General features: G+C 65.0%; 24 protein-coding genes. 2 read left to right on the top strand and 22 right to left on the bottom strand.

Annotated features, from left to right (window positions below):
- Positions 1 to 8: 8 nt before the first annotated feature.
- From carB to pstS, 17 genes are all read right to left on the bottom strand, one after another.
- Complete coding sequence (carB, locus tag IP92_RS19860; RefSeq protein WP_145878296.1) at positions 9 to 3,239, bottom strand: carbamoyl-phosphate synthase large subunit; 3,231 nt, start codon at positions 3,237 to 3,239, stop codon at positions 9 to 11.
- Positions 3,240 to 4,403, bottom strand: a complete 1,164-nt coding sequence (gene carA, locus IP92_RS19855; RefSeq protein WP_145878294.1) for a glutamine-hydrolyzing carbamoyl-phosphate synthase small subunit — start codon at positions 4,401 to 4,403, stop codon at positions 3,240 to 3,242.
- Positions 4,404 to 4,651: 248 nt separating this feature from the next.
- Complete coding sequence (locus IP92_RS19850; protein ID WP_145878291.1) at positions 4,652 to 5,842, bottom strand: rhamnogalacturonan acetylesterase; 1,191 nt, start codon at positions 5,840 to 5,842, stop codon at positions 4,652 to 4,654.
- A gap of 142 nt (positions 5,843 to 5,984) precedes the next feature.
- Positions 5,985 to 6,713, bottom strand: a complete 729-nt coding sequence (locus IP92_RS19845) for a PEP-CTERM sorting domain-containing protein (protein ID WP_158206842.1) — start codon at positions 6,711 to 6,713, stop codon at positions 5,985 to 5,987.
- A 104-nt stretch (positions 6,714 to 6,817) separates the two neighbouring features.
- Positions 6,818 to 7,567, bottom strand: a complete 750-nt coding sequence (locus IP92_RS30550) for a PEP-CTERM sorting domain-containing protein (RefSeq protein ID WP_145878287.1) — start codon at positions 7,565 to 7,567, stop codon at positions 6,818 to 6,820.
- Positions 7,568 to 7,578: 11 nt separating this feature from the next.
- Positions 7,579 to 8,292 (bottom strand): PEP-CTERM sorting domain-containing protein, encoded by a 714-nt coding sequence (locus IP92_RS19835; protein WP_229418869.1) that lies wholly within the window; start codon positions 8,290 to 8,292, stop codon positions 7,579 to 7,581.
- Between the two features lie 102 nt (positions 8,293 to 8,394).
- Positions 8,395 to 9,096 carry a PEPxxWA-CTERM sorting domain-containing protein gene (locus IP92_RS19830; RefSeq protein ID WP_145878284.1) on the bottom strand — a complete coding sequence of 234 codons (702 nt, stop codon included), beginning with the start codon at positions 9,094 to 9,096 and terminating at the stop codon, positions 8,395 to 8,397.
- Between the two features lie 134 nt (positions 9,097 to 9,230).
- On the bottom strand, positions 9,231 to 10,007 hold the full coding sequence (locus IP92_RS30545) for a PEPxxWA-CTERM sorting domain-containing protein (protein WP_229418868.1): 777 nt from the start codon (positions 10,005 to 10,007) through the stop codon (positions 9,231 to 9,233).
- 115 nt (positions 10,008 to 10,122) lie between these two features.
- Positions 10,123 to 10,527 carry a GlcG/HbpS family heme-binding protein gene (locus tag IP92_RS19820; RefSeq protein WP_145878282.1) on the bottom strand — a complete coding sequence of 135 codons (405 nt, stop codon included), beginning with the start codon at positions 10,525 to 10,527 and terminating at the stop codon, positions 10,123 to 10,125.
- Between the two features lie 25 nt (positions 10,528 to 10,552).
- A complete protein-coding gene (locus tag IP92_RS19815) occupies positions 10,553 to 11,590 on the bottom strand; it encodes a patatin-like phospholipase family protein (RefSeq protein WP_229418867.1) in 1,038 nt (345 codons plus the stop codon).
- Positions 11,591 to 11,660: 70 nt separating this feature from the next.
- Positions 11,661 to 12,983, bottom strand: coding sequence for a phosphate regulon sensor histidine kinase PhoR (gene phoR, locus IP92_RS19810; protein WP_145878279.1), 1,323 nt, complete (start codon positions 12,981 to 12,983; stop codon positions 11,661 to 11,663).
- Positions 12,984 to 12,992: 9 nt separating this feature from the next.
- On the bottom strand, positions 12,993 to 13,685 hold the full coding sequence (phoB, locus tag IP92_RS19805; protein WP_145878277.1) for a phosphate regulon transcriptional regulator PhoB: 693 nt from the start codon (positions 13,683 to 13,685) through the stop codon (positions 12,993 to 12,995).
- A gap of 7 nt (positions 13,686 to 13,692) precedes the next feature.
- A complete protein-coding gene (gene phoU / locus IP92_RS19800) occupies positions 13,693 to 14,403 on the bottom strand; it encodes a phosphate signaling complex protein PhoU (protein ID WP_145878274.1) in 711 nt (236 codons plus the stop codon).
- Positions 14,404 to 14,424: 21 nt separating this feature from the next.
- Positions 14,425 to 15,216: a phosphate ABC transporter ATP-binding protein PstB gene (gene pstB / locus IP92_RS19795; protein WP_145878272.1), complete on the bottom strand. Its 792-nt coding sequence runs from the start codon at positions 15,214 to 15,216 to the stop codon at positions 14,425 to 14,427.
- Between the two features lie 25 nt (positions 15,217 to 15,241).
- On the bottom strand, positions 15,242 to 16,096 hold the full coding sequence (pstA, locus tag IP92_RS19790) for a phosphate ABC transporter permease PstA (protein ID WP_145878269.1): 855 nt from the start codon (positions 16,094 to 16,096) through the stop codon (positions 15,242 to 15,244).
- Positions 16,096 to 17,040: a phosphate ABC transporter permease subunit PstC gene (gene pstC / locus IP92_RS19785; RefSeq protein ID WP_371860951.1), complete on the bottom strand. Its 945-nt coding sequence runs from the start codon at positions 17,038 to 17,040 to the stop codon at positions 16,096 to 16,098. The genes pstA and pstC overlap by 1 nt, the downstream gene beginning before the upstream one ends.
- 301 nt (positions 17,041 to 17,341) lie before the next feature.
- Positions 17,342 to 18,385 (bottom strand): phosphate ABC transporter substrate-binding protein PstS, encoded by a 1,044-nt coding sequence (pstS, locus tag IP92_RS19780; protein WP_145878266.1) that lies wholly within the window; start codon positions 18,383 to 18,385, stop codon positions 17,342 to 17,344.
- 315 nt (positions 18,386 to 18,700) lie between these two features.
- On the opposite strand from pstS, the gene ppk1 reads away from it, so the two are divergent.
- Positions 18,701 to 20,788 (top strand): polyphosphate kinase 1, encoded by a 2,088-nt coding sequence (gene ppk1, locus IP92_RS19775; protein ID WP_145878263.1) that lies wholly within the window; start codon positions 18,701 to 18,703, stop codon positions 20,786 to 20,788.
- 23 nt (positions 20,789 to 20,811) lie between these two features.
- The gene (gene sixA / locus IP92_RS19770) at positions 20,812 to 21,279 is read left to right on the top strand and encodes a phosphohistidine phosphatase SixA (protein ID WP_145878261.1); all 468 of its coding nucleotides are present in this window, start codon (positions 20,812 to 20,814) and stop codon (positions 21,277 to 21,279) included.
- Positions 21,280 to 21,569: 290 nt separating this feature from the next.
- Here sixA and IP92_RS19765 read toward each other — a convergent pair whose 3' ends face one another.
- The 5 genes from IP92_RS19765 to alr all read right to left on the bottom strand — a co-directional run bounded on the left by IP92_RS19765 (position 21,570) and on the right by alr (position 26,512).
- The gene (locus IP92_RS19765; protein WP_145878259.1) at positions 21,570 to 22,049 is read right to left on the bottom strand and encodes a hypothetical protein; all 480 of its coding nucleotides are present in this window, start codon (positions 22,047 to 22,049) and stop codon (positions 21,570 to 21,572) included.
- 89 nt (positions 22,050 to 22,138) lie between these two features.
- Positions 22,139 to 23,518 (bottom strand): flagellar filament capping protein FliD, encoded by a 1,380-nt coding sequence (fliD, locus tag IP92_RS19760; protein WP_145878256.1) that lies wholly within the window; start codon positions 23,516 to 23,518, stop codon positions 22,139 to 22,141.
- A gap of 90 nt (positions 23,519 to 23,608) precedes the next feature.
- Complete coding sequence (locus IP92_RS19755) at positions 23,609 to 23,905, bottom strand: PilZ domain-containing protein (RefSeq protein ID WP_229418866.1); 297 nt, start codon at positions 23,903 to 23,905, stop codon at positions 23,609 to 23,611.
- Between the two features lie 145 nt (positions 23,906 to 24,050).
- Positions 24,051 to 25,424 (bottom strand): DNA repair protein RadA, encoded by a 1,374-nt coding sequence (gene radA / locus IP92_RS19750; RefSeq protein WP_145878252.1) that lies wholly within the window; start codon positions 25,422 to 25,424, stop codon positions 24,051 to 24,053.
- Positions 25,424 to 26,512, bottom strand: a complete 1,089-nt coding sequence (gene alr, locus IP92_RS19745) for an alanine racemase (RefSeq protein WP_145878250.1) — start codon at positions 26,510 to 26,512, stop codon at positions 25,424 to 25,426. The genes radA and alr overlap by 1 nt, the downstream gene beginning before the upstream one ends.
- Positions 26,513 to 26,723: the final 211 nt, after the last annotated feature.

Genomic DNA, 26,723 nt, shown 5'->3' with positions numbered 1-26,723 from the left:
TCCAAGGCTTAGTGTAAGGTTTTATGCAGCCCTTGTAAATCGTACACCTGCAACTCGTCCAGGTGACGAATACCGGCCACGGCCGCCTCGGCACCCGCGATCGTCGTGTACGTCGTCACGCGTGCGGCGAGGGCCGACGTACGGATTGTACGCGAGTCCGTAATGGCACTGCGTTTCTCCTCGACCGTGTTGATGACCAGCGCGATCTCGTGGTTCTTGATCATGTCCACCACGTGCGGGCGGCCTTCGACGACCTTGTTCACCGGCGTGACGGGAATGCCCGCCGCCGCGATCACGGCCGCCGTGCCCTTCGTCGCCACCAGCGTGAAGCCCGCTTCGACCAGGTCGCGCGCGACTTTCACGGCGCGCGGCTTGTCCGAGCCCTTCACGGACAGGAACACCTTGCCCGACTTCGGCAGCTTGACGCCGGCGCCCAGCTGCGACTTGACGAACGCCTCGGCAAACGTCTGGCCCACGCCCATCACTTCGCCCGTCGACTTCATCTCCGGGCCGAGGATCGTGTCGACACCCGGGAACTTCACGAACGGGAACACGGCTTCCTTGACGCTGTAGTACGGCGGCACGACTTCCTTCGTGATGCCCTGCGCCGCCAGCGTCTGGCCCACCATGCAGCGCGCGGCGATCTTCGCCAGCTGCAGGCCAGTGGCCTTCGACACGTACGGCACCGTGCGCGATGCGCGCGGGTTCACTTCCAGCACGAACACCACGTCCTGCAGCTGGCCGTCGATCTCCTGCTTCTGGATCGCGAACTGCACGTTCATCAGGCCGACCACGTTCAGGCCCTTGGCCATCAGCGCCGTCTGGCGCTTCAGTTCATCGATGGTCTCCTGCGACAGCGAGTACGGCGGCAGCGAGCATGCCGAGTCGCCCGAGTGGACGCCGGCCTGTTCGATGTGTTCCATCACGCCGCCGATGAACGTCGTTTCGCCATCGGAGATGCAGTCCACGTCGCACTCGATCGCATCGTTCAGGAAGCGGTCCAGCAGCACCGGCGAATCGTTCGACACCTTGACCGCTTCGCGCATGTAGCGCTCCAGGTCGCGCTGCTCGTGCACGATCTCCATCGCGCGGCCGCCCAACACGTACGAAGGACGCACCACCAGCGGGTAGCCGATTTCCTGCGCGAGCTTCAACGCTTCTTCTTCCGTGCGTGCCGTGCGGTTCGGCGGCTGGCGCAGGCCCAGGTCCTGCAGCAGCTTCTGGAAGCGCTCACGGTCTTCCGCGGCGTCGATCATGTCCGGCGACGTGCCGACGATCGGCACGCCGTTCTTTTCCAGGTCCAGCGCCAGCTTCAGCGGCGTCTGGCCGCCGTACTGCACGATCACGCCGACGGGTTTTTCCAGGTCGACGATTTCCAGCACGTCTTCCAGGGTCAGCGACTCGAAGTACAGGCGGTCGGACGTGTCGTAGTCGGTCGACACGGTCTCCGGGTTGCAGTTGACCATGATGGTTTCATAGCCGTCTTCGCGCATCGCGAGGGCCGCGTGCACGCAGCAGTAGTCGAACTCGATGCCCTGACCGATCCGGTTCGGGCCACCGCCCAGCACCATGATCTTCTTCTTGTCCGTCGGATTCGATTCGCATTCCTCGTCGTACGTGGAGTACATGTACGCGGTGTTCGTCGCGAATTCGGCGGCGCACGTGTCGACGCGCTTGTACACGGGGCGGATGCCCAGTGCGCGGCGCTTCTCGCGCACGGCCGTGTCGGTCGTCTGCAGCAGATAGGCGAGGCGGCGATCCGAGAAGCCCTTCTGCTTCAGGCGGAACAGCGTGTTCTTGTCCAGGTTATCGAGCTTCTGCGTGTCGAGCCACAGTTCCAGGTCGACGATCTCCTTGATCTGCACGAGGAACCATGGGTCGATTTTTGTGAGCTGATGCACCTCTTCCAAGGTGAAGCCTTGCGCGAACGCGTCGCCCACGTACCAGATGCGCTCCGGACCCGGCTCGCCCAGTTCCTCTTCCAGCTTCTCGCGGTCGATCGTCTTCTGGTTCAGGCCATCCACGCCTACCTCGAGACCGCGCAGCGCCTTCTGGAACGATTCCTGGAACGTGCGGCCCATCGCCATCACCTCGCCCACGGATTTCATCTGCGTGGTCAGGTGCTGGTCGGCAGCGGGGAATTTCTCGAACGCGAAGCGCGGGATCTTCGTGACGACGTAGTCGATCGACGGTTCGAACGAGGCCGGGGTCGCACCGCCGGTGATCTCGTTGCGCAGCTCGTCGAGCGTGAAGCCGACTGCCAGTTTCGCGGCCACCTTGGCGATCGGGAAGCCGGTCGCCTTCGAGGCCAGCGCGGAAGAACGGGACACGCGCGGGTTCATCTCGATGACGATCATGCGGCCGTCCTTCGGGTTGATCGCGAACTGCACGTTCGAGCCGCCCGTGTCGACGCCGATCTCGCGCAGCACGTTCAGCGACGCGTTACGCATGATCTGGTATTCCTTGTCCGTCAGCGTCTGTGCCGGCGCCACGGTGATCGAGTCGCCCGTGTGCACGCCCATCGGGTCCAGGTTTTCGATCGAGCAGATGATGATGCAGTTGTCCGCCTTGTCGCGCACCACTTCCATCTCGTACTCTTTCCAGCCCAGCAGCGATTCCTCAATCAACAGCTCGTTGGTCGGCGATGCTTCCAGGCCGCGCTTGCAGATCTGCTCGAACTCTTCCTCGTTGTAGGCGATGCCGCCGCCCGAACCGCCCATCGTGAACGACGGGCGGATGATGGTCGGGAAGCCCACTTCGCGTTGCACGGCCCACGCCTCGTCCATCGAGTGCGCGACGCCCGAGCGTGCGGAACCCAGGCCGATCTTCGTCATCGCGTCCTTGAACTTGGAGCGGTCCTCGGCCTTGTCGATCGCTTCCGGCGTGGCGCCGATCAGCTCGACGTTGTACTTGTCCAGCACGCCGTTGCGGTGCAGGTCCAGCGCGCAGTTCAGCGCCGTCTGGCCTCCCATCGTCGGCAGGATCGCGTCCGGGCGTTCCTTCGCGACGATCCGCTCGACGACCGGCCACGTGATCGGCTCGATGTAGGTCACGTCGGCCATTTCCGGGTCCGTCATGATCGTCGCCGGATTGCTGTTGACGAGGATGACTTTGTAACCCTCTTCGCGCAGTGCCTTGCAGGCCTGGGCGCCGGAGTAGTCGAATTCGCAGGCCTGGCCGATCACGATCGGGCCGGAGCCGATAATCAGGATGCTCTTGATGTCAGTACGTTTTGGCATTTATTTCTTCTCCGCGGCTTCCATCATCGAGATGAAGCGGTCAAACAGGTACGATACGTCGGTGGGGCCAGGCGATGCTTCGGGGTGGCCCTGGAAGCAGAACGCGGGCGTGTCGGTGCGGGCGAAGCCTTGCAGCGAGCCGTCGAACAGCGACACGTGGGTGACGCGGCAGTTCTCCGGCAACGTCGCGGCGTCCACGGCGAAACCGTGGTTCTGCGACGTGATCAAGACGTGCTTCGAATCCAGGTCCTGCACCGGGTGGTTGGCGCCGTGGTGGCCGAACTTCATCTTCAGCGTCTTCGCGCCGGATGCCAGCGCCATGATCTGGTGACCCAGGCAGATGCCGAAGGTCGGGATCTTCTTCGCCATCAGTTCGCGCGTGGCGCGGATCGCGTAGTCGCACGGTTCCGGGTCGCCTGGGCCATTGGCCAGGAAGATGCCGTCCGGGTTCAGTGCCAGCGCATCTTCCGCCGTCGACTGGGCCGGCAGCACGGTGACCTTGCAGCCGCGCTCGGCCAGCATGCGCAGGATGTTGCGCTTGACGCCGTAGTCGAACGCCACGACGTGGAAGCGGGGGTTCTCAACCTTGCCATAGCCTTCGCCCAGCTTCCATTCCGTCTCGGTGAATTCATACGGGGTCTTCGTCGACACGACCTTCGCCAAGTCCATGCCCGCCAGGCCAGGGAACGAACGGGCCAGCTCGACGGCCTGCGTCACGGAAGGTTCATTGCCCTGCGTGCCCGTCAGGATCGCACCGGCCTGCGCGCCCTTTTCGCGCAGCAGGCGCGTCAGCTTGCGGGTATCGATGCCGGCGATGGCGACGACGTTCTCCGACTTCAGGTAGTCGGACAGCGATTGCGTGGAGCGGAAGTTCGAGGCCAGCAGCGGCAGGTCGCGAATGATGAGGCCGGCCGCGTGCACCTTCGATGCTTCGACGTCTTCCGGGTTGATCCCGTAATTACCGATGTGCGGGTACGTCAGCGTGACGATCTGGCGCGAGTAGCTCGGGTCGGTCAGGATTTCCTGATACCCGGTGATGGCGGTGTTAAAGACGACTTCGCCCGTCGTGTGACCGGCGGCGCCAATCGAATAACCTTTGAAGACGGTACCGTCGGCAAGAGCCAGGATGGCTGGTACGGCGGGGCCAGAAAAAAATGGCGGCAAGGGCAACTCCTGAGAAAGTTACCGTAGCAGCGCCACGTCAGACCACCCGCGATAAAAAACAAGCCGGGCAAAGCCTGGCTGCGGGTCAGATGATGATGGGATGAGTTGGTAGGCGCTACGACGGATATGAATTGGCTAAACCTTTGAATTATAACTCAAAGAAGGCATCCCGGCAATGGCGGAATGCCCATGGCCCGCCTATTCTCCCGCGCACGCCGCGCCGGCGGCGCAAGCTAGGCGCCGTGTGCTCAGCGCGCCGGCAGCAGCTGTTGCCGCTCCAGGTCCGCCGCCACCAGCCGCGCCAATTCGGCGGCCCCGGCGCGATTGGGGTGCAGCGTGTCGCCGCTCATGTACAGCGCCAGCGTCGCCTCCGGCCCGATCTGGGTGAAGTAAGCCGAGGCCAGCACGTTCAGGTCGACAAATGGCACGTGCTCCTCTTCCGCCAGCGCCAGCGTGGCATGGCGGTACCAGCGGTTCACCGAGCTGTGCACGCCCTCGGCATTGAAGTCCGTGGCGCGGCCTTGCGGCGTGACGAGGACCGGCGTGGCGCCCGTCGCGGCGACCTGGCGCACCATGTCGCGCATGATTTCCTTGAACTCCACCTCGGTCGTCGCGTTCTTCGGATTCGTGTCGTTGATGCCCATTTCCAGCAAGAACAGGTCGCCGGATTTGCCGTACTTGACGATCGTCTCGAGCTGGCCCCCATCGCGAAAGCCCCGCGCGATCTGGCCGCCGGTGGCGATATTGCGCACCTTGAACGCGTCGGGGCTGACGTAGTCCGGCAGCATCTGCCCCCACCCGCCCTGCACGCTCGTCGCCAGCGGGTAGTAGTTGGCGACCGTCGAATCGCCGCCCACCCAGATCGTCGGCCCCAGCTCCGGTTTCGGCGACACCATCCGGATGTCCAGCGCGCTCAGCGTGAATGCCGCGCCGGCCTTGCCCTCGGTGACGAGCAGGTTCAGCTGCCCATCCGTCACGGGAATCTCGAACGCGTCCTTGGCGTTATTGCCGGTCATGTTCATCACCTGGAACACGCCCTCGGCGGCCACGCTGGCGCGGGTGGTATTGCCAAGCGTGACCGACACCTCGTACAGCCCGGGCTTCAGGTCGACGTTGAACGTGTTCGTGCTCTTCGTGCCGAACTGCAGGAACCGCACGGCGTCGCCGCCCACACCGGTGCCGCTGGCCGCCACGTTGGCCATGTTTTCCGGGGTGTTGAAGCCGTAGTGCTTGTCAGGCGTATACGCATCCTCGGCGCGCACGCCGAGATGGCCCGGCTCGACGCTGCCATTGCCGAAGTCGAAGTGGTAAGGGCGATGGCCATACGCCGCCGGGTCCGCCAGGCAGGCGCCCGTGCTCGCGCCCAGCAGCGTGGCGGCAAGCACCTTGCCGATCGTCCGCGCGCGCAGGCGCCGCAAGACACGCAGTATTGCAACCATCGATGGCCTCCTTGTTGAACAGGGAACGGTGCGAGGCATTTAACCGTGCCCGTCATGCCGGGTCAACGAGGCGGCGAAGGATAATCGCGCGATTGATCGTTTGGCGCGTCGGCGCGGACGGCGGGGATGCCGCCGCCGGAAATCAGAGGGCGGAGCGCCGGCCCATGCGCCAGCCCAGCAGAGCGAAGCCGGCCGCCAGCATCGCCCACGTGGCCGGCTCCGGCACGGGCGCCACGTCGACGGTCAGCTGCGCGTTGCGCACCGCTCCCAGCGCATACGAGGTGGCGAAGTCGGTGCCGTCATAGGCCGCTTCGGCATAACCCTCCGCCGCGCCCAGCAGCGCCACATAGAACGAGCGGCCATACGGCAGGCTGCCGGTCGTGCTGGCGAACGCATGCTCGCCATCGAAGTCGAGGTAGCGCACCGGCGGCGCCGCGTGATAATCGTCCGTTTCCCACAGCACCCAGTTGAGCGACACATCGTTGCGGGCCACGCCGGCGACGCCGTTCAGCTCGCCCGGCGCCAGCACGCCGTACGCGCTGCCCGACAGCGTCAGGTTCGTGATGCGATAGCCTTCCTGCACATCGATCCGCAGCGTGCTGGTGTGATAGCCGCCGTTGCTGGTGCCGTTGCCGAACAGGTCGTAGGCGCCGTGGTAAGGGCCCAGGTCGTCGTTGAGCGTGTCGAGGGAGATGGCGCTCGACTCCGGGCCGGACGACGCGAGGCTGATGCCCCAGCGGTCCGGCGCCGGGCCGTCGACATAGGTGATGGTGAAGCCGGTCGTGGCCACGCTGGTGGCGGCCAGCGCGGCGCCGGGTGCGGCCAGCGCGGCGGCGAGAATGGCGGTTGCTGCGGTTGCTGCTCTCTGCATCGGGGGCTCCGTGTTATTGAAATATGTTATCAACATCACCATAACACGGAAGCGCAGCGAAAATAGTCACCAAAATACACAGTGCCCCGAGTGGGCGGGTACCGTCAGCGGCGCCGCAGCCGCGCGGCGGTACCGAGGAGGCCCAGCCCGGCCAGCAGCATCCCGTACGTGGCCGGCTCGGGTACCGGTGCCACGTACACGGACAGCGCGATGTCCTGCAGGCCGATGCCGGCATACGAAGCGGCGACGCCCAGGCTGCCGTCCGGCAGCTCGTAGACGACAGCCTGCGCTGCCGCCGCCGCGCTGGCGAAGAAGTCCAGCGTGAAGTCCTGGCCGTACGCGGTACCCATTGGCGGCGCCAGCGAAAACATCTGCAGGCCGGCGAGGTCCTGCAGCGCCAGCGCATCGAGTGGTTCGCTGCCCGACGGCGTGGCGCGCGACCAGGCCAGGTCGAACGTCGTGGTCGCCGTGCCGACACGGTCCTCGTGCACGCCGGCTTCGATGCCGCCGTACACGCTGCCCTCCCACGCCAGGCCGGTGATCCGGTAGCCGTCTGCCACGTGGAACGTGTAGCTGCCCCACGTCGAGCCGGTGACGCCGCGGCCGTTGCCGTCCGTATCGAACGCTTCCAGGTAGCCGCTGGCGGCCTGGCCCGTGATGTCGCTGGCCATGCTGTCGAATGCGATCCGGTAGGAGGACTCGCCGTTCGACACGAGGTGGATCTCGCCGGCGCCGGCGCCGCCGCCGTACGCCATCGTGAATGCCTGGGTCTGCACGCTCGATGCCGCATGGGCGCCGGCGCCCAGCAGCGAGGATAGGCCCAGCAGTGAGTTGACGATTGCCTTGCGCATCATCGCCCTCCCGATCAGCGGCGGCGGTAACGGCGCGCGGCGGCCAGGCCGGCCAGGCCCACCGTCAGCATCGCCCACGTGCCCGGCTCGGGTACCGGCGACACGTTGACGGTCATCCGCAGCCAGTTGAGATTGCCGGCCGCCTGCGAGCCGAGCCAGTACTGCTCGCCGCTGATCTCGTCATAGTAGAACACGCTCTCGGCGCCGACGTCGACGCTGCCGTGCAGCGCCACCACGGTCTCCCCTTCCAGCGCCATCGGGCCGGTCGTTACCTTGAACTCCTGCAGGCCGTGCAGGTCGGTCGCGCTGGCGTTGTCGAAGTAGCCGCCGCCCGCGTTAACGCTGAAGTTCATCGCGTTGTTGGCGTCGCCGGGCATCGTCCACTGGGCCGGGTACAGCTCGCCGGCAAAGTTGCCGTTGACGGTGATGCTCGTGATCCGGTAGCCGGCCTTGACGGCCAGGCCGTAGTACGCGTCGAAGCTCTTGTAGTCGTAGCTGTATTGCTGGTAGGAGGAATCGGTCGACGCGATGAGGTTCGGTTCCATGCCCTCCAGCCAGAACGTGGTCGAGCCCGGTGCTTCGGACAACACGCTGATGTTCACCACAGGGTCCAGCTCATTGCGGGTCAATGTGAAGCCGGTTGCTTCATAGACGGGGATATTGTCCGCATACGCCGTGCCTGCGCACAGCAGCACGGCGGCGGAAAGCGCGCGCGCGAGTAACTGCATGGTTCCTCCAAATGATGTGAGTGAGAAGCCACGCAGTCTAATTGCCGCGCCTGGTTTAATCCTCTCGGAATTATCTTAAAAGCTATACAAATTTGTAATAACTCAGCGCTTGCGGACGGCGCAGCCAACAAGGGCGAAGCCGGCCAGCAGCATCGCATACGCGGCCGGCTCGGGTACGGGGGACACCTCGACGTGCAGCACCAGGTCGCGGATCTGCGCGCTGGCGAACGAGCCCGCATACGCGCCGTCGCCCTCGACGCCCCACGCTTCCGCGGAGATGGCGCCGGACAAGCCCAGCTGGGCGGGCGCCGTCAGCGACAGGCCGCCCGTGCCGACGTCCACCGTCTGCTCGGCATTGAAATTGTCGTACTGGTTCCAGTACGACTGCGGGTCGGGCGCCCACAAGGTCATGTAGAAGGCTGCGAAATTGGCTGCGCGGCCAGGCGGGAAATCGGGCAGCTGGCCGGGCGCGTAGTCGCCGAACGCCGTACCCGTGACGGTCAGGCTCGTCACGCGATAGCCCGCGTGGACGTCGAGCCCCAGCAGCGCCCAGTCTGAGCGGCTGTCCCACGAACCCAGGCCCGTGACGTCGTTCGCTTCGATGCGCTGCAGGTGGTTGTTGAGGGAGACAAGGTCGATGCTGTACGTATTGCCGGACTGGCCGGCCAGTGCGATGTTCCAGTCCTCGGGCAGCGGCCCGTCGAGGAAGGTCAGCGAGAATGCGGTGGTATCGATGCTGGTATCGGCCAGCACGGGGGAGGACAACAACATGCCGAGCATCAGCCCGGCCACTGTCTGTTTCATGGCACCTCCGTCAAGGATCGGTGCCGCCGCCAGCCGGCGGGATGCCGGCCATGGGCGGGCGCCGGCTTTCAGCTTAGCAGCCGAGGCCGGCAAGTCCAGGCGGACAACAGCGCTGCGGCGGCCGCGCAACGCCTTCAGCGCTTGCCCGCCGCGTCCCGCCGACGCCGCGCCGCGGCACCGGCCAGTGCCAGCCCGCCCAGCAGCATCGCATACGTGGACGGTTCGGGGACCGGCGCCACCTGGACCGTCAGCACGATGTCGCCCATCGACAGGTACGCGTCGGACGAGAAGTCGCGGTAGCCGGAGATCTCGCCGTTCGAGATGTTCTGCAGGGTGCCAAGCGCGCGCGCGTCGACCCGCGTGTACAGGTCGAGCGTTGCCGCCCCCTGCAACGCGACCGCCGCCTGCTGCGCCAGCGTGGCCTGCCCTTCCAGGTTGTCGATCCGCGCGCCAGGCAGCGCCGTCGGCACGCCGCCCTGGGTCAGCGACCACTCGAAGCTGCCGGAGTTTTCCGCATAGCCGGGGCTCACCGAGCACCACGTGCCGGGGCAATGGTCGGGCATGCCGACGAACATCGCGCCATTGACCGATGCGGACAGCGCGAGCGACGTGATGCGATAGCCGGCATGCACGGTCGTCGCCAGCTGGGTAAAGCCAAGATCGCCGCCTTGGCTGGGATTGAAGTTGTCGGGTGAACCGGCTGCCGCGTCGGCCAGCGGTCCCGCGTGATGCAACGCGATCGTGACCGTGCCGCCGCTGTCGGACAGCACCGTCATGTCGAACAGATTGGGATAATAGCCGTCCGACCAGCCGAGGGTGAACGAGCCCGTGTCGATCGTCGTGGCCGCGTGTGCGGCCGGGTTGGCAAGCAATGAAGTGCCGAGCAGCAGCCCGGCGATGATCATTCTCATGGCGTCTCCGAACAGTGAGGGAATGCGGGCGGATTGCCCGCGTTTCACGATAGCACGGCTCGGTTAGCTTCGATCAGGGAGGTGTCTTTATTACAACAAAAGGCGCCCTGCCCGCTCAGCCCAGCGCCGCGATCCCCGCCTTGGCGATCTGCGCATCTTCCGCCGACTTCACGCCCGACACGCCGACCGCGCCGATCGTGTGGCCGTCGACGACGATGTTCACGCCGCCTTCCAGCAGGCCTTCCACTTCCGGCGCCGTCATGAACGCGACGCGGCCGTTGTTGATGATCTCTTCGTAGATGCGCGTTTCGCGGCGGCCCAGTGCCGACGTCTTCGCCTTGGCCGGCGCGATGTACGACGTCAGCGGCGCCGCGCCGTCCAGGCGCTGCTGCCACAGCAGGTGGCCGCCGTCGTCGACGATCGCGATCGACACGGCCCAGTTGTTGGCCAGCGCTTCGCTTTCCGCGGCAGCGGCGATCTTCTTGACGTCGGCGAGGGTGAGGTAAGGCTTGCTTTGCATGGGTTTCCTTGTTGTTCGGGGTGAATCAGCGGGTGGCCACGGCCGGCGATTCGCGGCGGGCTTTCAGTTTCTGCTTGAGCTGGGGCATCAGCGCCAGCGTGGCCTTCTCGCCCGCCTGCATCGCGCGGGCGCGGCTGGCGAAATCGTTGCTGGCCATATTGCCGAGCGGCGGCTGGATCACGACGTCCGCATCGCGCAGCTCGTACTGGTTGATGCGCTGGCCCATGATCGAGAACGTCTGCATGATGACTTCCAGCGACGACACGGCGGCCTGCGCCTCCGTCTGCGTGCTGATGTTGACGGCGATGATGAACTCGGCGCCCATCTCCTTCGCGAAGCGCACCGGCACCGGGGCGACGAGGCCGCCGTCGACATAGGTGCGGTTGCCGATCGTGACGGGCTGGAACACGCCCGGCACGGCCGAGCTGGCGCGCACGGCCATGCCCGTGTTCCCGCGCGTGAACAGGATCGGCTGGCCCGTCTTCAGGTCGGACGCGACGGCGCCGAACGGCAGCTTCAGCTTCTCGATTGGGCGGTTGTGTACGGCCTTGTTGACATAGCTTTGCAGCGCTTCGCCCTTCAGCACGCCGGATTTGCTGCCGAACAGCGGCAGCGCCCAGTCGGAGATCGCCGCCTCGTCCATGTCGTAGGCCATCTTCTGCAGGCTGTGGGCATTGTTCCCGGCCGCGTACAGCGCGCCGACGACGCTGCCGGCACTGGTGCCGACGACGATGTCCGGCACGATGCCGTTCGCTTCCAGCGCCTTGATGACGCCGATGTGGGCAAAGCCGCGCGCCGCGCCGCCGCCCAGCGCCAGGCCGATCTTGACCTTGCGCAGCGGTGGCGGTGGCTGGTTGGTGGGCGTGGAGTCAGTCACGGCCGGCGGGATCACGGGCGGCACGGCCAGCGGCGTTTGACCAGGCACGGCGGGCGTGGCCTGGCCCGGTACGGCCGGGTTGCCTGGCGCCGTGGCCGGTGTGGGTGTCGTGACGGGAGTGGTGCTGGCGCAGCCGGCCAGCACGGCCGCTGCCAGCAAGCTGGCGATCAGTCTTTGCAAGGACATCGATTCAATCTGCTTGGGTGCGAACGCCGGGCCGCGTGACGGCGGCCCGGTCGTCAAACGGCAGATTGTATCAGTTCGCCGCCAGCGCCGGGATCGCCTGATGAGGCGCGGCGGACAGCGCCTTCGGCAGGTTCACCGTGAACGTGCTGCCCTCGCCCGGCTCGGAAGCGATCGACAGCGTGGCGTTATGGCGCAGCAGCACGTGCTTGACGATCGCCAGGCCCAGGCCGGTGCCCTGCGTCTCGCGCGAGCGGCTCTTGTCGACCCGGTAGAAGCGCTCGGTCAGCCGCGAGATGTGCTCCGGGCTGATGCCGATGCCCGTGTCGCGCACCGTGAAGCGCACGCCGGCGGCCGTGTCGTCCCAGCTCAGGTGCACTGCGCCGCCGGCCGGCGTGTAGCGCACGGCATTCGCGGCCAGGTTGCCGAACGCGCTGTACAGTTCGTCGAAACTGCCCATCACGTCGCTGCCCTGCACTTCCAGCGTGATCTCGTGCTTGCCGGCCGACAGCGCCTGGGCGTCGCGCAGCACCTTGTCGAGCAGCTTGTGGACGTCCACGCGTTCCGGGCGCATCGGGTGGTCGATCGATTCCAGGCGGGACAACGTCAGCATGTCCTCGATCAGATGCTGCATCCGGTAGGCCTGCTCCATCATCAGCTTCAGGTGGGCCTGGCGCGTGGCGGCATCGAGCTGCTCGGAAGCGGCGATCTCGAGGAAGCCGACGATCACCGTCAGCGGCGTGCGCAGCTCGTGCGACGCGTTGGCGATGAAGTCGCGCCGCATCATGTCGGTGCGTTCGGTTTCCGTGATGTCGTGCGTGACGAGGATCTGGCGGCGGTTCTCGAACGGGATGATGTGGACGATCAGCTTCCGGCCGCGGAACGACAGCGTCAGCGGCTGGTCGTAGCGGCCCAGGATCAGGTAATCCATGAAGTCCGGGCTGCGCACGAGGTTCGTCACGCGCATGCCCTTGTCGCGGTCGTGCCGCAGCCCCAGGTGTTCTTCGGCGGCCGGGTTGCACCATTCGAGGAACAGCACGTCGTCCATGATGACGACGCCGTCCGGCAGCAGGTGCATCGCCTGGCGGAAGCGGGCCAGCCATTCGGTCAGCTCGGCCTGGTTCTTCTCGTCGTCGCGCCGCAGCCGGTACAGCCGCGAGAACACGCCGGTCCATTCGCCCCAGCCGTCCGGCAGCTTCGAGCTTTTCGGATCTTCCAGCCAGCCGGACAGCTCGTACAGGTAATGCAGCTGCACGAGCACCATCGCACCGGCGGCGAGCAGCGCGACCCACAGCGCGGTGACGGGGCCGAACCACCACCACAGCAGGCCGACGCCGACGGCGACGAACGCGAGGCGCAGCGCGACCGGTACCCAGAACAGCAGCTTGGGGTTCATGCGCGGCCTTTACGCTTTCTCGGACAGCATGTAGCCGACGCTGCGCACGGTCTTGATCAGGTGCTCGGCCTCCTTCAGCGCCTTGCGCAGCCGCAGCACGTGCACGTCCACCGTGCGCTCCTCGATCACGACGTGGTCACCCCACACCTTGTCCAGCAGCTGGCTGCGCGAGAACACGCGCTCCGGGTGGGCCAGGAAGAACTTCAGCAGCTTGTATTCGGCATGGCCGATGTCGATCTTCGCCTCGCCCAAGGTGACCGTGCAGCTGACGGGATCGAGCGTGACCGGGCCGGCGCGCATCGCCGTGTCGGCGTGCTCGGGGCTCTTGCGGCGCAGCAGCGCACGGGCCCGGGCCAGCAGCTCGCGCGGCGAAAACGGCTTCGTGATGTAGTCGTCGGCGCCGCTGTTCAGGCCCGCCAGCTTGTCCTCTTCCATGCTTTTCGCCGTCAGCATGATGACGGGGATGTCGGCGAAATGACGGTCGCCGCGGATCCGGGCCAGGAGGCGCAGGCCGCTCTGGTCCGGCAACATCCAGTCCAGCAGGATCAGCTGGGGCTTGCGCTCATGGATGAAGTCCCATGCTTCCTGCGTGCTCTGCACCGAGCACACGTTCCAGCCCGCCTCGCGCAGCGAGAACGTCACCAGTTCGACGATCGCCGGTTCATCCTCAACTATCAGTACTGTCGTCTTGTCCGCTGCCATCGTGTTGTCAGTCTTCCCTCGTTTCCGTGGTTTCTCCCGCCAGCGAGCGGCTGTGCCGGATGTCGCGGCCTTCCACCACATAGATCACGTACTCGGCGATGTTCTTCGCATGGTCGCCGATGCGCTCGATGGCCTTGGCCACCCACATCGTGTCGAGCGCAGCCGAGATTGTACGCGGATCCTCCATCATGAACGTGATCAGGTTGCGCATGATCGTGCGGAACTCGTGGTCGATCACGGCATCCTGGGCGATCAGTTGCAGCGCCACGGTCTGGTCGTTGCGCGCGAACGCGTCCAGCGCGTCGTGCAGCATGTCGGAAGTCGCCGTCGCGATGTTGCGCACCATTTCGTAATGGTTGACCGTGACGGCGCCGCGGCTGTGCAGGCTTTTCGCGGTGCGCGCGATTTTCGTCGCTTCGTCGCCGATGCGCTCCAGGTCCGTGATGACCTTGATCGTGGCCATGATCGTGCGCAGGTCGTTCGCGGCCGGCTGGCGGCGCACGATCAGGTGACTGCACTGGTCGTCCAGCTGCACTTCGAGCTGGTTGACGGCGTCGTCTTCGCGGATCACGCGCTCGGCGCGGTCGGTGTTACCGATGCGGAAGCACGTCATCGCATCGAGGAATTGCGTCTCGACCATGCCGCCCATCAGCAGCACCTTGGAGCGGATCGCTTCCAGGTCGTGGTCGTACGCCTTGGATGAATGTTCGCCCATCATGGCTGTTCTCCCTTATTGTAATCAGCCGAAGCGGCCGGTGATGTAGTCCTGGGTTTCCTTGCGGGCCGGGTTCATGAAGATCTGGTCCGTCTCGCCGAATTCGACCAGCTCGCCCAGGTACATGTAGGCGGTGTAGTCGGAGCAGCGGGCGGCCTGCTGCATATTGTGCGTGACGATCGCGATCGTGTAATCCTGTTTCAGTTCGCTGATCAGTTCCTCGACCTTCGACGTCGAGATCGGGTCCAGCGCGGACGTCGGCTCGTCCAGCAGCAGCACGTCGGGCTTGACGGCCACGCCGCGGGCGATGCACAGGCGCTGCTGCTGGCCGCCGGACAGCGACAGGCCGCTCTTGCCCAGCTTGTCCTTCACTTCGGTCCACAGCGCGGCCTTCTTCAGCGCCCATTCCACGCGCTCATCCATCTCGCCTTTCGACAGGTCTTCGTACAGGCGCACGCCGAACGCGATATTGTCGTAGATGGACATCGGAAACGGCGTCGGCTTCTGGAACACCATGCCCACTTTCGCGCGCAGCATGTTCACGTCCAGCCCCGCCTCCAGGATGTTGCGGCCGCGGTAGGCGATCGTGCCTTCGGCGCGCTGGCCCGGGTACAGGTCGTACATGCGGTTCAGCGTGCGCAGCAGTGTGGACTTGCCGCAGCCGGACGGGCCGATGAAGGCCGTCACCTGGCGCTCGTGGATGTCCAGGTTCACGCCGTGCAGGCTGCGCGTTTTGCCGTAGTAGAAATTGAGGTTCTTGATCTCGATGATCTTCGATGCCTGCTTCGCCGATGCGGTCGTCGCTTGCGCGTTCATGTGTGCGTTCTCTTGGTAGCTAGTGTTAATTCGGGATCTTCTGCGTGAAGACCGTGCGCGACAGGATGTTCAGCAACAGCACGCTGAACGTGACGAGCAGTGCGCCGCCCCAGGCCAGCGCGCGCCAGTTGTCGTAAGGGCTCATCGCGAACTGGTAGATCACGTACGGCAGGTTCGCCATCGGCGCGTTCATGTCGGTGCTGAAGAACTGGTTGTTCAGCGCCGTGAACAGCAGCGGCGCGGTTTCGCCGGACACGCGGGCCACGGCCAGCAGCACGCCCGTCACGACGCCGGCCTTGACGGCACGCAGGCGCACCATCATCGCCACCTTCCAGCGCGGCGCGCCCAGCGCGAACGCGGCTTCCAGCAGGCTGTTGGGCACGAGGCGCAGCATGTTGTCGGTGGTGCGCACGACGACGGGCACCGCGATCAGCGCCAGCGCCAGCGAACCCGCATAGCCGGAGAAGTGCTTCACGTTGGCGACGTACAGCGCGTAGACGAACAGGCCGATGACGATCGACGGCGCGGACAGCATGATGTCCGTGACGAAGCGCGTCAGTTGCGCGACCTTGTTCTCTTCGCCGTATTCGGCCAGGTAGATGCCGGCCAGGATGCCGATCGGCGTCGATACGACCGTCGACAGCAGCACCATCAGCAGGCTGCCGACGATGGCGTTCAACAGGCCGCCGCCGTCGGTGCCGGGCGCCGGCGTGCTTTGCGTGAACATGGCTGGGGTCAGCGCGGCGAAGCCGTGGATCAGCAAGGTGGCGAGGATCCACAGCAGCACGATGACGCCGACGGACATTGCCGCCACCGAAAGCGCGATGCCGATGCGGTGCGTCCACAGACGCTTGCGGTAGACAGGATTCATGGTTTGCATTACTTGACGCCTTCCTTGCGCGACATCCCCGCCAGCATCAGCTTCGCGGCCGACAGGACGATGAACGTGATGATGAACAGGATCAGGGCCAGCGAGAACAGCGACGCCACGTGCAGGGGCGTTGCCGCTTCGCCGAATTCGTTGGCCAAGGTGGACGCGATCGAATTACCCGGTGCGAAAAGCGAAGCGGACAGCTTGTTGGCGTTACCGATGACGAACGTGACGGCCATCGTCTCGCCCAGCGCGCGGCCCAGGCCCAGCATGACGCCGCCGACGACGCCCGTCTTCGTGTACGGCAGCACGATCTTGCGCACCACTTCCCAGCGCGTGCAGCCCAGGCCGTACGCGGATTCCTTCAGCACGGCCGGCACGATCTCGAACACGTCGCGCATCACGGACGAGATGAACGGGATGATCATCACGGCGAGGATCAGGCCCGCGGTGAGGATGCCGATGCCCATCGTGGGGCCGGAGAACAGCACGCCGACGATCGGCAGCTGGCCCAGCGTGGCCTTCAGCAGCGGCTGGACGTAGTCGCCGAACAGCGGCGCGAACACGAACAGGCCCCACATGCCGTAGATGATCGACGGCACGCCGGCCAGCAGCTCGATCGCCGTGCCCAGCGGGCGCTTCAGCCACACGGGGCAGATCTCGGTGAGGAACAGCGCGATGCCGAAGCTGACGGGGAACGCGATCAGCAGTGCGATGCCGGCGGTGCCCAGCGTGCCGACGATGGCGATCAGCGCGCCATACTGGTCGTTGATCGGATCCCATTCGACGCGGGTGATGAAGCCGGGGCCGAACTCCTTCAGCGCCGGCCACGCGCCCATCGCCAGCGACACGATGATGCCGATCAGGACGAACAGCACGGACAATGCGAACAGCATCGTCACCTTGTGGAAGAACCAGTCCTGGATGCGCTGGCGGCGCATCACGGACTGCATCGCCGCCTGCGAGACGGTGGATGCCGCCTGCGGCTCCGCCGCGGGGACGGTAGAGATTTCTGCACTCATGGACATTTTTGTTGGGTTTTGATTTGGGCTAGCCGGGAGATCCGTGTTGGCGTTTTGGAGGCCTCGAGAACCGTCGCGAGCGGCAGCAGATTTGGTTGAGAAGCGCAGCTGTACTCGAGTACAGCGAGCATCGGAGACCAAAGCTGCAACGCGCAGCAGGTTATCGAGCCTCCCTCCACAGAACCCCCGGCTAACCCCCTCGGCGGGGGTGCCGAGGGAGCATGGATATTTCTTAGTACAGGGCCTTGCCGGAAGCGTCTTTCAGGTTTGCCTTCCAGGCGGACTGCACTTGCTTGACGACGGTGTCAGGCAGCGGCACGAAGTCCAGTTCGGTGGCAGCCTTGTCGCCGTTGGCGAAGGCCCAGTCGAAGAACTTGACGACTTCCTTGCCCTTGGCGGCGTCGGCCTGCTGCTTGTACATCAGGATGAACGACACGCCGGTGATCGGCCACGAAGCCTTGCCCACTTGGTCGGTCAGCACGACGCCGAAGCCCGGGGTCTTGGTCCACTCGGCATTCGCGGCGGCGGCCTTGAATGCGTCGTCGTCCGGCTGCAGGAACACGCCATCCTTGTTCTTCAGCTGGGTGTGCGCGATCTTGTTCTTCTTCGCGTAAGCCCACTCGACGTAGCCGATCGCGCCCTTGATACGCTGCACGTTGGCGGCCACGCCTTCGTTACCCTTGCCGCCCACGCCGGTCGGCCATTTCACGGCCGTGTTGGCGCCGACTTTCGTCTTGAATTCCGGGCTCGTCTTCGACAGGAAGTCCGTGAACAGGAACGAGGTGCCCGAGCTGTCCGCACGGTGCACGACGGTGATGTCTTCGGCCGGCAGCTTCACGCCCGGGTTCAGCGCGGCGATCGCCTGGTCGTTCCACTTGGTGATCTTGCCCAGGTAGATGTCGGCGACGACCGGGCCGGTCAGCTTCAGCTGGCCCGGCGCGATGCCGTCCAGGTTGACGACGGTGACGACGCCACCCATGATGGCGGGGAACTGCATCAGGCCGGCTTCATCGAGCTCTTCGGCCTTCAGCGGCATGTCGGATGCGCCGAAATCGACGGTCTTCGCCTTGATCTGCTTGATACCTGCGCCGGAGCCGACGGAAGCGTAGTTCAGGCCATTGCCGGTGGCGGCCTTGTACGCCTCGGCCCATTTGGCATAGATCGGGTACGGGAAGGTAGCACCGGCGCCGGTCATGTCCGCTGCGGCGGCGGTAGTGAAGGCCACTGCTGCGGAAGCGCCTACTACGAGGGAGGCCAACAACTGTTTCATACGCATATCAAAGTTCCTCTTTCAAGGGGTTAAGGTTTTTGAATGCTGCGCAGTCTATGCGGCCAATGTGACAGCTTTATGACATATTTGATCCAGATTGAAATATTTCCGGATTTCGCTTGTCATATGACGGCTGTCACGCATGTCATATTCGGCCTAAGTCCTTGAAAATGCAAAGGAAGCTCGATGTAATAATTGCTCGCATGCCACTTGCACGTGTCATCTTGTTGTCATATTTCCTATCTACACTGTCATGAGCGCCAGCGCTGCCCTTGGTAGCGCTAGAATGTTGCCCGAATGAATAGAAGAAAAGACAAGCAGATGAAGCCCGAGACACGTACGGAAGCGACCCGTCATGGTATTTTCCTGGACCGCGAACTTTCTCAACTGGCCTTCAACCGCCGCGTGCTGGCGCAGGCCGAGGACCCATCCATCCCCGTGCTGGAGCGGCTGCGCTACCTGTGCATCGTCTCGTCCAACCTCGACGAGTTCTTTGAAGTACGGGTCGCCAGCCTGCTGGCCGCGGCCAGCGTGGACGGGAAGCTCTCCGAGCACCCTGCCCTGACCGCCAACCTGAACCGCGTCTCCGGCGAATGCCATGCGCTGGTGGCGCGGCAGTATGAAATCCTCAATACCGAAGTGCTGCCGCTGTTGAAGGAACATGGCGTGCACCTGCTGCGCCGCACGGAGCTGAACGACGCGCAGAACGCGTGGCTGAAGGACTATTACGAGCGCGAAGTGCGCCCGCTGCTGACGCCGATCGGCCTGGACCCGGCCCACCCGTTCCCGCAGGTGGTCAACAAGAGCCTGAACTTCATCGTCGCGCTGTCCGGCAAGGATGCGTTCGGCCGCGGCACGGCGATCGCGATCATCAAGGCGCCGCGCGTGGTGCCGCGCGTGATCAAGCTGCCGGACGAGCTGTCGGAAAACGGCGTGTCGTTCTGCCTGCTGTCGTCGATCATCCATGCGAACATCTCGGACCTGTTCGCCGGCCGCGAAGTGCTGGCCTATTCGCAGTTCCGCGTGACGCGCGACTCCGACCTGTGGGTCGACGAGGACGAGGTGAAGAACCTGCGCCAGGCGCTGAAGGGCGAGCTGCAGGGCCGCCAGTTCGGCCGCTCGGTGCGGCTCGAGGTGGCGAAGAACTGCCCGCCCGAGCTGTCGCAATTCCTGCTGGACCAGTTCGACCTGGACCGCACCCGCCTGTACCAGGTGGACGGCCCCGTCAACATGGTGCGGCTGAACGAGATGATCGACCACGCGAAAAAGCCCGAGCTGCGCTTCGGGCCTTTCGTGCCGGGCGTGCACCCGACAGGCGGCGACATCTTCGCCACGCTGAGGAAGCAGGACATCCTGCTGCACCACCCCTACCAGTCGTTCCAGACGGTGATCGACTTCATCCGCAGCGCCGCCACCGACCCATGCGTCGTGGCGATCAAGCAGACCGTCTACCGCACCGGCATGAACTCGGACTTGATGGAAGCGCTGATCCTGGCGGCGAAGCTGGGCAAGGAAGTGACGGTGGTCGTCGAGCTGATGGCGCGCTTCGACGAGGAAGCCAACATCAACTGGGCAGATAAACTGGAGCAGGCCGGCGCGCAGGTCGTGTACGGCGTCGTCGGCCTGAAGACGCACGCGAAAATCGCCCTCGTGATCCGCCGCGAAGGCACGGGCGAGCACACGGAGCTGCGCTACTACGCCCACCTGGGCACGGGCAACTACCACCCGACGACGACGAAGTTCTATACGGACTTCGGCCTGCTGACGAGCGAACCGGACATGGGCCGCGACGTCAACGAAGTGTTCATGCACCTGACCAGCCTGGCCAAGCCGCAGAAGCTGCAGCACATCTGGCTGGCGCCGTTCGCGCTGCAGAACGAGATCATCAAGGCGATCCGCAACGAGGCGAAGATCGCCAAGTCCGGCAAACCTGGCCGCATCATCGTCAAGGTCAACGCGCTGGTCGACGAATCCGTGATCCGCGCGCTGTACGCCGCCTCGCAGGACGGCGTGAAGATCGACCTGATCGTGCGCGGCGCGTGCACCTTGCGCCCCGGCGTGCCGGGCCTGTCGGAAAACATCCGCGTGCGCTCGATCATCGGCCGCTTCCTGGAGCACAGCCGGATCTACTACTTCCGCAACGACCTGGCGCACGACGTCTACCTGGCCAGCGCGGACTGGATGAGCCGCAACCTGTTCCGCCGCATCGAAGTCGCCTTCCCCGTGCTCGACCGCGCCTTGAAACGCCGCGTGATGGCGGAAGGCCTGAACCCGTATTTGAAGGACAATACGAATGCCTGGGAACTGGAACCAAGCGGCCACTACCAGCGCCGCAAGCCGCGCGCCAAGCAGACGCCGTTCGGGGCCCAGCACTACCTGATGAAAACGCTCGGCACGCCGGCCGAGTGACAGCCATGGCCAAGGGAGGAAAAATGGACCTGATCTTGTGGCGCCACGCCGAAGCGGAGCCAGGCCGCGACGGCCTGCCGGACCTGGAGCGCGCGCTGACGCCGAAAGGGATCAAGCAAGCGAAGCGCATGGGCCAGTGGCTCGACTCGCAACTGCCGGAAAGCACCCGCATCCTCGTCAGCCCCGCGGTGCGCACGGTGCAGACGGCCGAGGGCCTGGGCCGCAAGTACAAGACCAATGCCGAGCTGGTGCCGGGCGCCGAGCCCGAGGCCATCCTGCAGGCGGCGAACTGGCCGGGCGGGAAGGAAACCGTCGTCATCGTCGGCCACCAGCCGACGTTGGGCCAGGTGGCCGCGCTGCTGTTGACGGGCCAGGCGCTGGACTGGGAGATGAAGAAAGCGGCCGCATGGTGGTTCGTGCAGCGCGAGGCGGACGATCCTGGCAGCCTGTACTTGAAGGCGGTGATGTCGGCGGATCTGGTCGTCAAATAAAGGCGTGCACGGGGCGAGTGCGACCCTTGCAAAGGCCATTGGGTCTGCTACAGTTTAATCGTATCAACCAAGGGAGCGGCTTCCCGCAAGGGTGGCCGAGTTATCATGCCTGCACTGCTGACGATCGGCATCTTCTTTGCAACCGTAGGGCTGATCGCGTATGAACTGTTATCGGAAGGCCGTGGTGGTCACCACAAATTGACCGATCGCTATCACGAAGAATAGCGAGTCCTGCACTTGGCAGACGAGGCTCCGCGGCAGTCCGGGTGACCGGGCTGGTGGCGGGGCCTTCAGTTTTTTGGGGACGGCATCCGGGCGCCAGGCTCTTGCATAACCGCTTCGAAGAAGAAGCCCTTCCAATACAAGACGATGCTGGTATCGTTCTTCCTCAAGACCTCGGTACACGCCAGGTCGACGACCTCCACGAACGCGGGCAAAACCAGCTTGCCGGACGCCGCATGGGCCTCTTCGCGCAGGTAGCGAACCGTATCCTCGATGTGCCGTTCGAATTCAGGCTCCTTGCAGGTCTCGCCGGCGAGAGAAATCTCATCTTGCGCGATCACGAGCGTTTCCCCGACGAGTCGGGCCGCTTCCCTGTCGTCCAGCGCGGAAATTTCGGATGAGTCCAGCACTTTGGTAAGACGCCATTTGCCCAGCAAGTCCCGGTTCCCGGCATCAGCCGCGAGCGCGGGTTGCAGCAACGCCGTCGCCAAAGAGAGTGCGATGACACGCGGACGGTTCAACGGCATCGCTATCCACAAGATGGGCATCGAGGACGCCCCCTTATACTCATCGGTATAGGGAGCGCAAATGGGCACGTCATTCCGCGAGCGCGACACGTGCTTTGGGAAGCATCGCTTTATCCTAAAAGGTCCAGCAGCGTCCCCGTCCCACCCATCTGCTCCTGCATCGTATAAAGCTGCGCCAACGCCTGCGCCTGCACCGTCAGCGACTTGGCGAGTTGCTCGCGCCGGTCGGTCAACGTGTCCAGCGAGCGGGTGACCTGGGCCTGGGCGCGCGTGACGAGGCCGCTCTGGCCCGTCAGCGCTTCCACCTTTTTCTCCAGCCGATCCGCCATTCCCCTGCCCTCGTTCGTGAACAGCTTGGCGATGCCTTCCGGGTCGGCCTTGATCGCGGCGTCGAGTTTCGTCTGGTCCAGCACCAGCTTGCCGGTGCGGTCGCGCGTCAGGCCGGCGTTGGCCAGCGTCTCGGCCGACGAGCCCGTGCTGCCGATGCGCATCAGGCCTTCGAGCTGGGTGCTCACCTGCTTCAACGCCTGGTCGTTCTTCAGCGGGCCGTCCTGCAACGCGGCCAGCTTCGCGGACAGGTCGTTATAGCCCTGCACGAACGCCGCCACGTTCTTCGAGATCTGGCTGGTGTCGTGTGCGACCGTCAAGGTCGTCGCGCCCTTGCCCGTCAACGTCAGCGTCGTGCCCGGTACGGCGTTCTCGACCTTGTTGCTGGCGCTCGTGATGCGGGTGCCGTCCACCGTCAGGATCGCGTCCTGCGCGGCCTGTGCCTGCTTCATGCCACCTGCCGTCGGCTTTTCCGGATCGAAGCCGATCGCCGCCTTCAGCGCCGCGTCGCCGGTCACGCTGATCGACAGGTTTTCCGTGGCGCCGTCCTTGCCGCGGATTTGCAGCGCGTAGCCGTTGTTGCTCTTGACGACGGAGGCGTCGACACCTGCCTTCTTCAGCTCGGCCGCGATGCCGTCCAGCGAGTTGTTGCTACTGTCGATGTTGATCGTTGCCGTACGCTTCGGGTCCGGGTCGAAGCCCTTGTCGCCGACGGCGCCCCACTGGATTTTCACCGTCGCCGCCGTGCCGCTGCCCAGCGGTGCGTCGGCCGTCAGCTGCGTGGCGCTGTTCAGGATCTGGCCCTGGGCCAGCTGCGTCACGTCCAGCTTGTACGTGCCCGCCTTGGCCGAGGCGCTCGTCGCGGCCGTCAGCACGCCGGTCGTCGATGACGTCGCGGACGTCGACATGCCCGCACCGGACAGGCTTTCCGCCAGCATCTCGAACGCGTCCAGCGCGCTTTGCAGCTGGCCCAGGCCCGACAGGCGGGTCTGGTCGCGCGTCAGGTCCGCGTTCAGCTTGTCGATATTGCCCTTCTGCCCCGCCAGCGCCTGTTGCACGCGCGCGGCGACCGTGGGCGACAGGCCCGTGCTGCTGGCCGTCAGTGCCGTCGAGCTCGCGTTACCGTAGAGCGAAGTGAGGATATTGGTGGCGTTGGTGTCCATGTGAGACCTTTCGAAGTCAGCACATTATGATCCCATCGTGCCGAAGAATCAAAAGCGCGAGTAAACCGGAACTTACCCCTTAGCTTTTTGCTACCGCATGAATTTCGTGATCGCGGCCGTGGCTTCCGGTGTCAGCGGCTGGAACACGAAGCCCACCTTGAAATGGTCGCCCGAGAAGATGCAATGGCTGACCTTGGCCTTGCACGTGATGATCTGCGGCTTGCCGTCGACCAGCATCTCGAACACCACCTGCCCCGTCTTGTTGACTTCCACCTTGTATTCCGTCGTTACCGACATCCCGGCCAGGCCGAGATCGAACGTGCGGGCGGGCATCGGTGCGCCGCCATCCATGACCAGCATTGCCCGCACGCGCAAGATCTTGCGCACACCCTGTCTTTGATCGACTAACAATTCACTACCCTCGGTCAAATGAAAACCGCCGGCATGGGCCGGCGGTCTATTTTACTGTGAGTGCGTCAATCTTGCATTGGATTACATGCTGAGCTGCAACTATTTCATTGCTACCCGGTACTTATTGCAGTTCGCGCAATCGGTTGAACGCATCGTCGATGCGGTCGACGGCGATGATCGTCATCCCTTCGATCGGCTGCTTCGGCGCATTGGCCTTCGGGATCATCGCGATCGAGAAGCCCAGCTTGGCGGCTTCGCGCAGCCTTTCCTGGCCGCGCGGGGCCGGCCGGATCTCGCCGGCCAGGCCCACCTCGCCGAACACGACGAAGCCGCGCGGCAGCGCCTTGTTGCGCATCGACGAGTTGATCGCCAGGAGCACCGCCAGGTCAGCCGCCGGCTCGGTGATCTTCACGCCACCGACGGCGTTGATGAACACATCCTGGTCGAACGCGGCGATGCCGGCATGCCGGTGCAGCACCGCGAGCAGCATCGCCAGCCGGTTCTGCTCCAGGCCGACGGACAGGCGCCGCGCGTTCGGCAGGTGGCTTGCATCGACCAGCGCCTGGATCTCGACGAGCAGCGGCCGCGTGCCTTCCTGCGTCACCATCACGCAGGAGCCGGGCACCTGGTTGTCGTGCTGCGACAGGAACAGCGCCGATGGATTCGACACGCCCTTCAAGCCCTTCTCCGTCATCGCGAACACGCCCAGCTCGTTGACGGCGCCGAAGCGGTTCTTGATCGCGCGCACCAGGCGGAAGCTGGAATGGCTGTCCCCTTCGAAGTACAGCACGGAGTCGACGATGTGCTCGAGCACGCGCGGGCCCGCCAGCGCGCCTTCCTTCGTCACGTGGCCGACGAGGATGATCGTCACGCCGCTCTGCTTGGCCACGCGGGTCAGCTGCGCGGCGCATTCGCGCACCTGCGCGACGGAACCGGGCGCCGACGTCAGCGCATCCGAATACAGGGTCTGGATCGAGTCGATCACCGCGACCTGCGGCTTCACGTCGCCCAGGGTCTGCAGGATCTTCTCCAGCTGGATCTCGGCCTGCAGCTTGAATTCCTTCGCATCGATCGCCAGGCGTTTCGCGCGCAGCGCGATCTGCGCGCCGGACTCCTCGCCCGACACGTACAGCACGCTCTTCACACGCGACATATTGGCCAGCGCCTGCAACAGCAAGGTGGATTTGCCGATGCCCGGATCGCCGCCGATCAACACGACGCCGCCGGCCACGAGGCCGCCGCCCAGCACGCGGTCGAATTCATCGATTCCGGTGCCGAAGCGCGGCACGTCCAGCGCCTCGATCTCGTGCAGCGACAGCACCGGCGCCGTCTGCGCCAGCGCCTGGTGCTGCTGCGAGTAGCGGTTCACGCCGGCGGACTCGATCGGCGTTTCCACCATCGTGTTCCACTGCCGGCAAGACGGGCACTGGCCCGTCCATTTGCTGCTGGTGCCGCCGCACTCGCTGCAGACGTATTGTGTCTTTGCCTTGGCCATCAGTCTTCCAATATCCTCACACGGGGCGCCACGGCGCACATCAGCTCATAGCCGATCGTGCCGGCGCTTGCCGCCACGTCGTCGATCGGCAAACCCTGGCCCCACAGCACGACGCGGCTGCCGACGCGGGCGCTGTCGATGCCCGTCAGGTCCACGGCCATCATGTCCATCGACACGCGACCGACGGTGCGCGTGCGCACGCCGTCCACCAGCACCGGCGTGCCGGTCGGTGCGTGGCGCGGATAGCCGTCCGCATAGCCGCAGGCGACGACGCCGATGCGCATCGCGCGATCGGCTTCGAAGCGGCTGCCGTAACCGACGAAGTCACCTGCTTCGATCCGCTGGATGCCGATCAGTTCACTCGTCAACGTCATCGCCGGCAGCAGGCCGTACTCCTCGGCGCTGCGGCCGCCCGGCGTGCCGCCATACAGCATGATGCCTGGGCGGATCCAGTCGCTGACCAGTTCTCCTTGCAGCGCCGGCATCTGGAACACGCCAGCGGAATTGGCCAGGCTGCGCGGGCCCGGCAAGCCCGCCGCGCCCAGCTCGAAGCGGCGCAGCTGCTCGCGGATCGGCACGCATGGGTGGGCCGCCTCGTCCGCATTGGCGAAGTGCGTCATCAACGTGATCTCGCGCACGTGCGGGATCGCGCGCAGCCGCGCATACGCGGCCGCGAACTGTTCAGGCTTGAAGCCGAGGCGGTTCATCCCCGTGTTCATCTTCAGGTGCACGTCGATGGGCCGCGCCAGCGGCGTGTTCTCCAGCAGCGCGATCTGCTCGTCGCAGTGCGCCGCGCCGTTCAGGCCGTGCGCCGCCATCGCATGCAGGTCGGCCGCGTCGAACCACCCTTCCAGCAGCAGCACGGGCTTGGTCCAGCCCATCTCGCGCAGCCGCACCGCGTTGTCGAACTCGATCAGCGCCAGCCCGTCCGCATCCGCGAAGCCGCGCAGCGCGCGCTGCAAGCCGTGGCCGTAGGCGTTGGCCTTGACGACGGCCCAGGCCTTCGAGCCCGGTGCGCAGGCGCGGGCGCGCGCGAGGTTGTGCCGCATGGCGGCGATGTGGACGGTGGCGGCAATGGGCCTGGGCATGGTCGACGCGGTGAAAATGTGAAGCGGGCATTTTACCTTACCCGGCACCTTAGACGGAGCTTAAGGAACCGGCCGGCGCAGCCGCCAAATATGCCCGAAAGCCCCGAACGGCGGGCGTTCCGCTGTACCGAAGGACTAGCCTAATCGTCCGGTCCTTTTCTTTGGAAAGCCTACCTTTCATGGTATAAAGCAAGCCGATATCAGTTTTCAG

Source organism: Pseudoduganella flava (assembly GCF_007830495.1).
In the GTDB taxonomy this organism is placed as follows: Bacteria; Pseudomonadota; Gammaproteobacteria; order Burkholderiales; family Burkholderiaceae_D; genus Rugamonas; species Rugamonas flava.
The sequence above is the reverse complement of the archived record's forward strand: the minus strand, read 5'-3'. Positions and strand labels throughout refer to the sequence as shown.

Excerpts from the sequence above, each read along its gene's own strand:
- sixA (WP_145878261.1), top strand. The coding sequence starts at position 20,812 with ATGGACCTGATCTTGTGGCGCCACGCCGAAGCGGAGCCAGGCCGCGAC.
- IP92_RS19850 (WP_145878291.1), bottom strand. The coding sequence starts at position 5,842 with ATGGTTGCAATACTGCGTGTCTTGCGGCGCCTGCGCGCGCGGACGATC.
- alr (WP_145878250.1), bottom strand. The coding sequence starts at position 26,512 with ATGCCCAGGCCCATTGCCGCCACCGTCCACATCGCCGCCATGCGGCAC.
- pstS (WP_145878266.1), bottom strand. The coding sequence starts at position 18,385 with ATGCGTATGAAACAGTTGTTGGCCTCCCTCGTAGTAGGCGCTTCCGCA.
- IP92_RS19820 (WP_145878282.1), bottom strand. The coding sequence starts at position 10,527 with ATGCAAAGCAAGCCTTACCTCACCCTCGCCGACGTCAAGAAGATCGCC.
- IP92_RS30545 (WP_229418868.1), bottom strand. The coding sequence starts at position 10,007 with ATGAGAATGATCATCGCCGGGCTGCTGCTCGGCACTTCATTGCTTGCC.
- pstC (WP_371860951.1), bottom strand. The coding sequence starts at position 17,040 with ATGCAGTCCGTGATGCGCCGCCAGCGCATCCAGGACTGGTTCTTCCAC.
- IP92_RS19845 (WP_158206842.1), bottom strand. The coding sequence starts at position 6,713 with ATGCAGAGAGCAGCAACCGCAGCAACCGCCATTCTCGCCGCCGCGCTG.
- IP92_RS19830 (WP_145878284.1), bottom strand. The coding sequence starts at position 9,096 with ATGAAACAGACAGTGGCCGGGCTGATGCTCGGCATGTTGTTGTCCTCC.
- IP92_RS30550 (WP_145878287.1), bottom strand. The coding sequence starts at position 7,567 with ATGATGCGCAAGGCAATCGTCAACTCACTGCTGGGCCTATCCTCGCTG.
- radA (WP_145878252.1), bottom strand. The coding sequence starts at position 25,424 with ATGGCCAAGGCAAAGACACAATACGTCTGCAGCGAGTGCGGCGGCACC.
- IP92_RS19815 (WP_229418867.1), bottom strand. The coding sequence starts at position 11,590 with ATGTCCTTGCAAAGACTGATCGCCAGCTTGCTGGCAGCGGCCGTGCTG.
- phoR (WP_145878279.1), bottom strand. The coding sequence starts at position 12,983 with ATGAACCCCAAGCTGCTGTTCTGGGTACCGGTCGCGCTGCGCCTCGCG.
- pstB (WP_145878272.1), bottom strand. The coding sequence starts at position 15,216 with ATGAACGCGCAAGCGACGACCGCATCGGCGAAGCAGGCATCGAAGATC.
- carB (WP_145878296.1), bottom strand. The coding sequence starts at position 3,239 with ATGCCAAAACGTACTGACATCAAGAGCATCCTGATTATCGGCTCCGGC.
- IP92_RS19835 (WP_229418869.1), bottom strand. The coding sequence starts at position 8,292 with ATGCAGTTACTCGCGCGCGCGCTTTCCGCCGCCGTGCTGCTGTGCGCA.
- IP92_RS19765 (WP_145878259.1), bottom strand. The coding sequence starts at position 22,049 with ATGCCCATCTTGTGGATAGCGATGCCGTTGAACCGTCCGCGTGTCATC.
- phoB (WP_145878277.1), bottom strand. The coding sequence starts at position 13,685 with ATGGCAGCGGACAAGACGACAGTACTGATAGTTGAGGATGAACCGGCG.
- phoU (WP_145878274.1), bottom strand. The coding sequence starts at position 14,403 with ATGATGGGCGAACATTCATCCAAGGCGTACGACCACGACCTGGAAGCG.
- fliD (WP_145878256.1), bottom strand. The coding sequence starts at position 23,518 with ATGGACACCAACGCCACCAATATCCTCACTTCGCTCTACGGTAACGCG.
- ppk1 (WP_145878263.1), top strand. The coding sequence starts at position 18,701 with ATGAAGCCCGAGACACGTACGGAAGCGACCCGTCATGGTATTTTCCTG.
- pstA (WP_145878269.1), bottom strand. The coding sequence starts at position 16,096 with ATGCAAACCATGAATCCTGTCTACCGCAAGCGTCTGTGGACGCACCGC.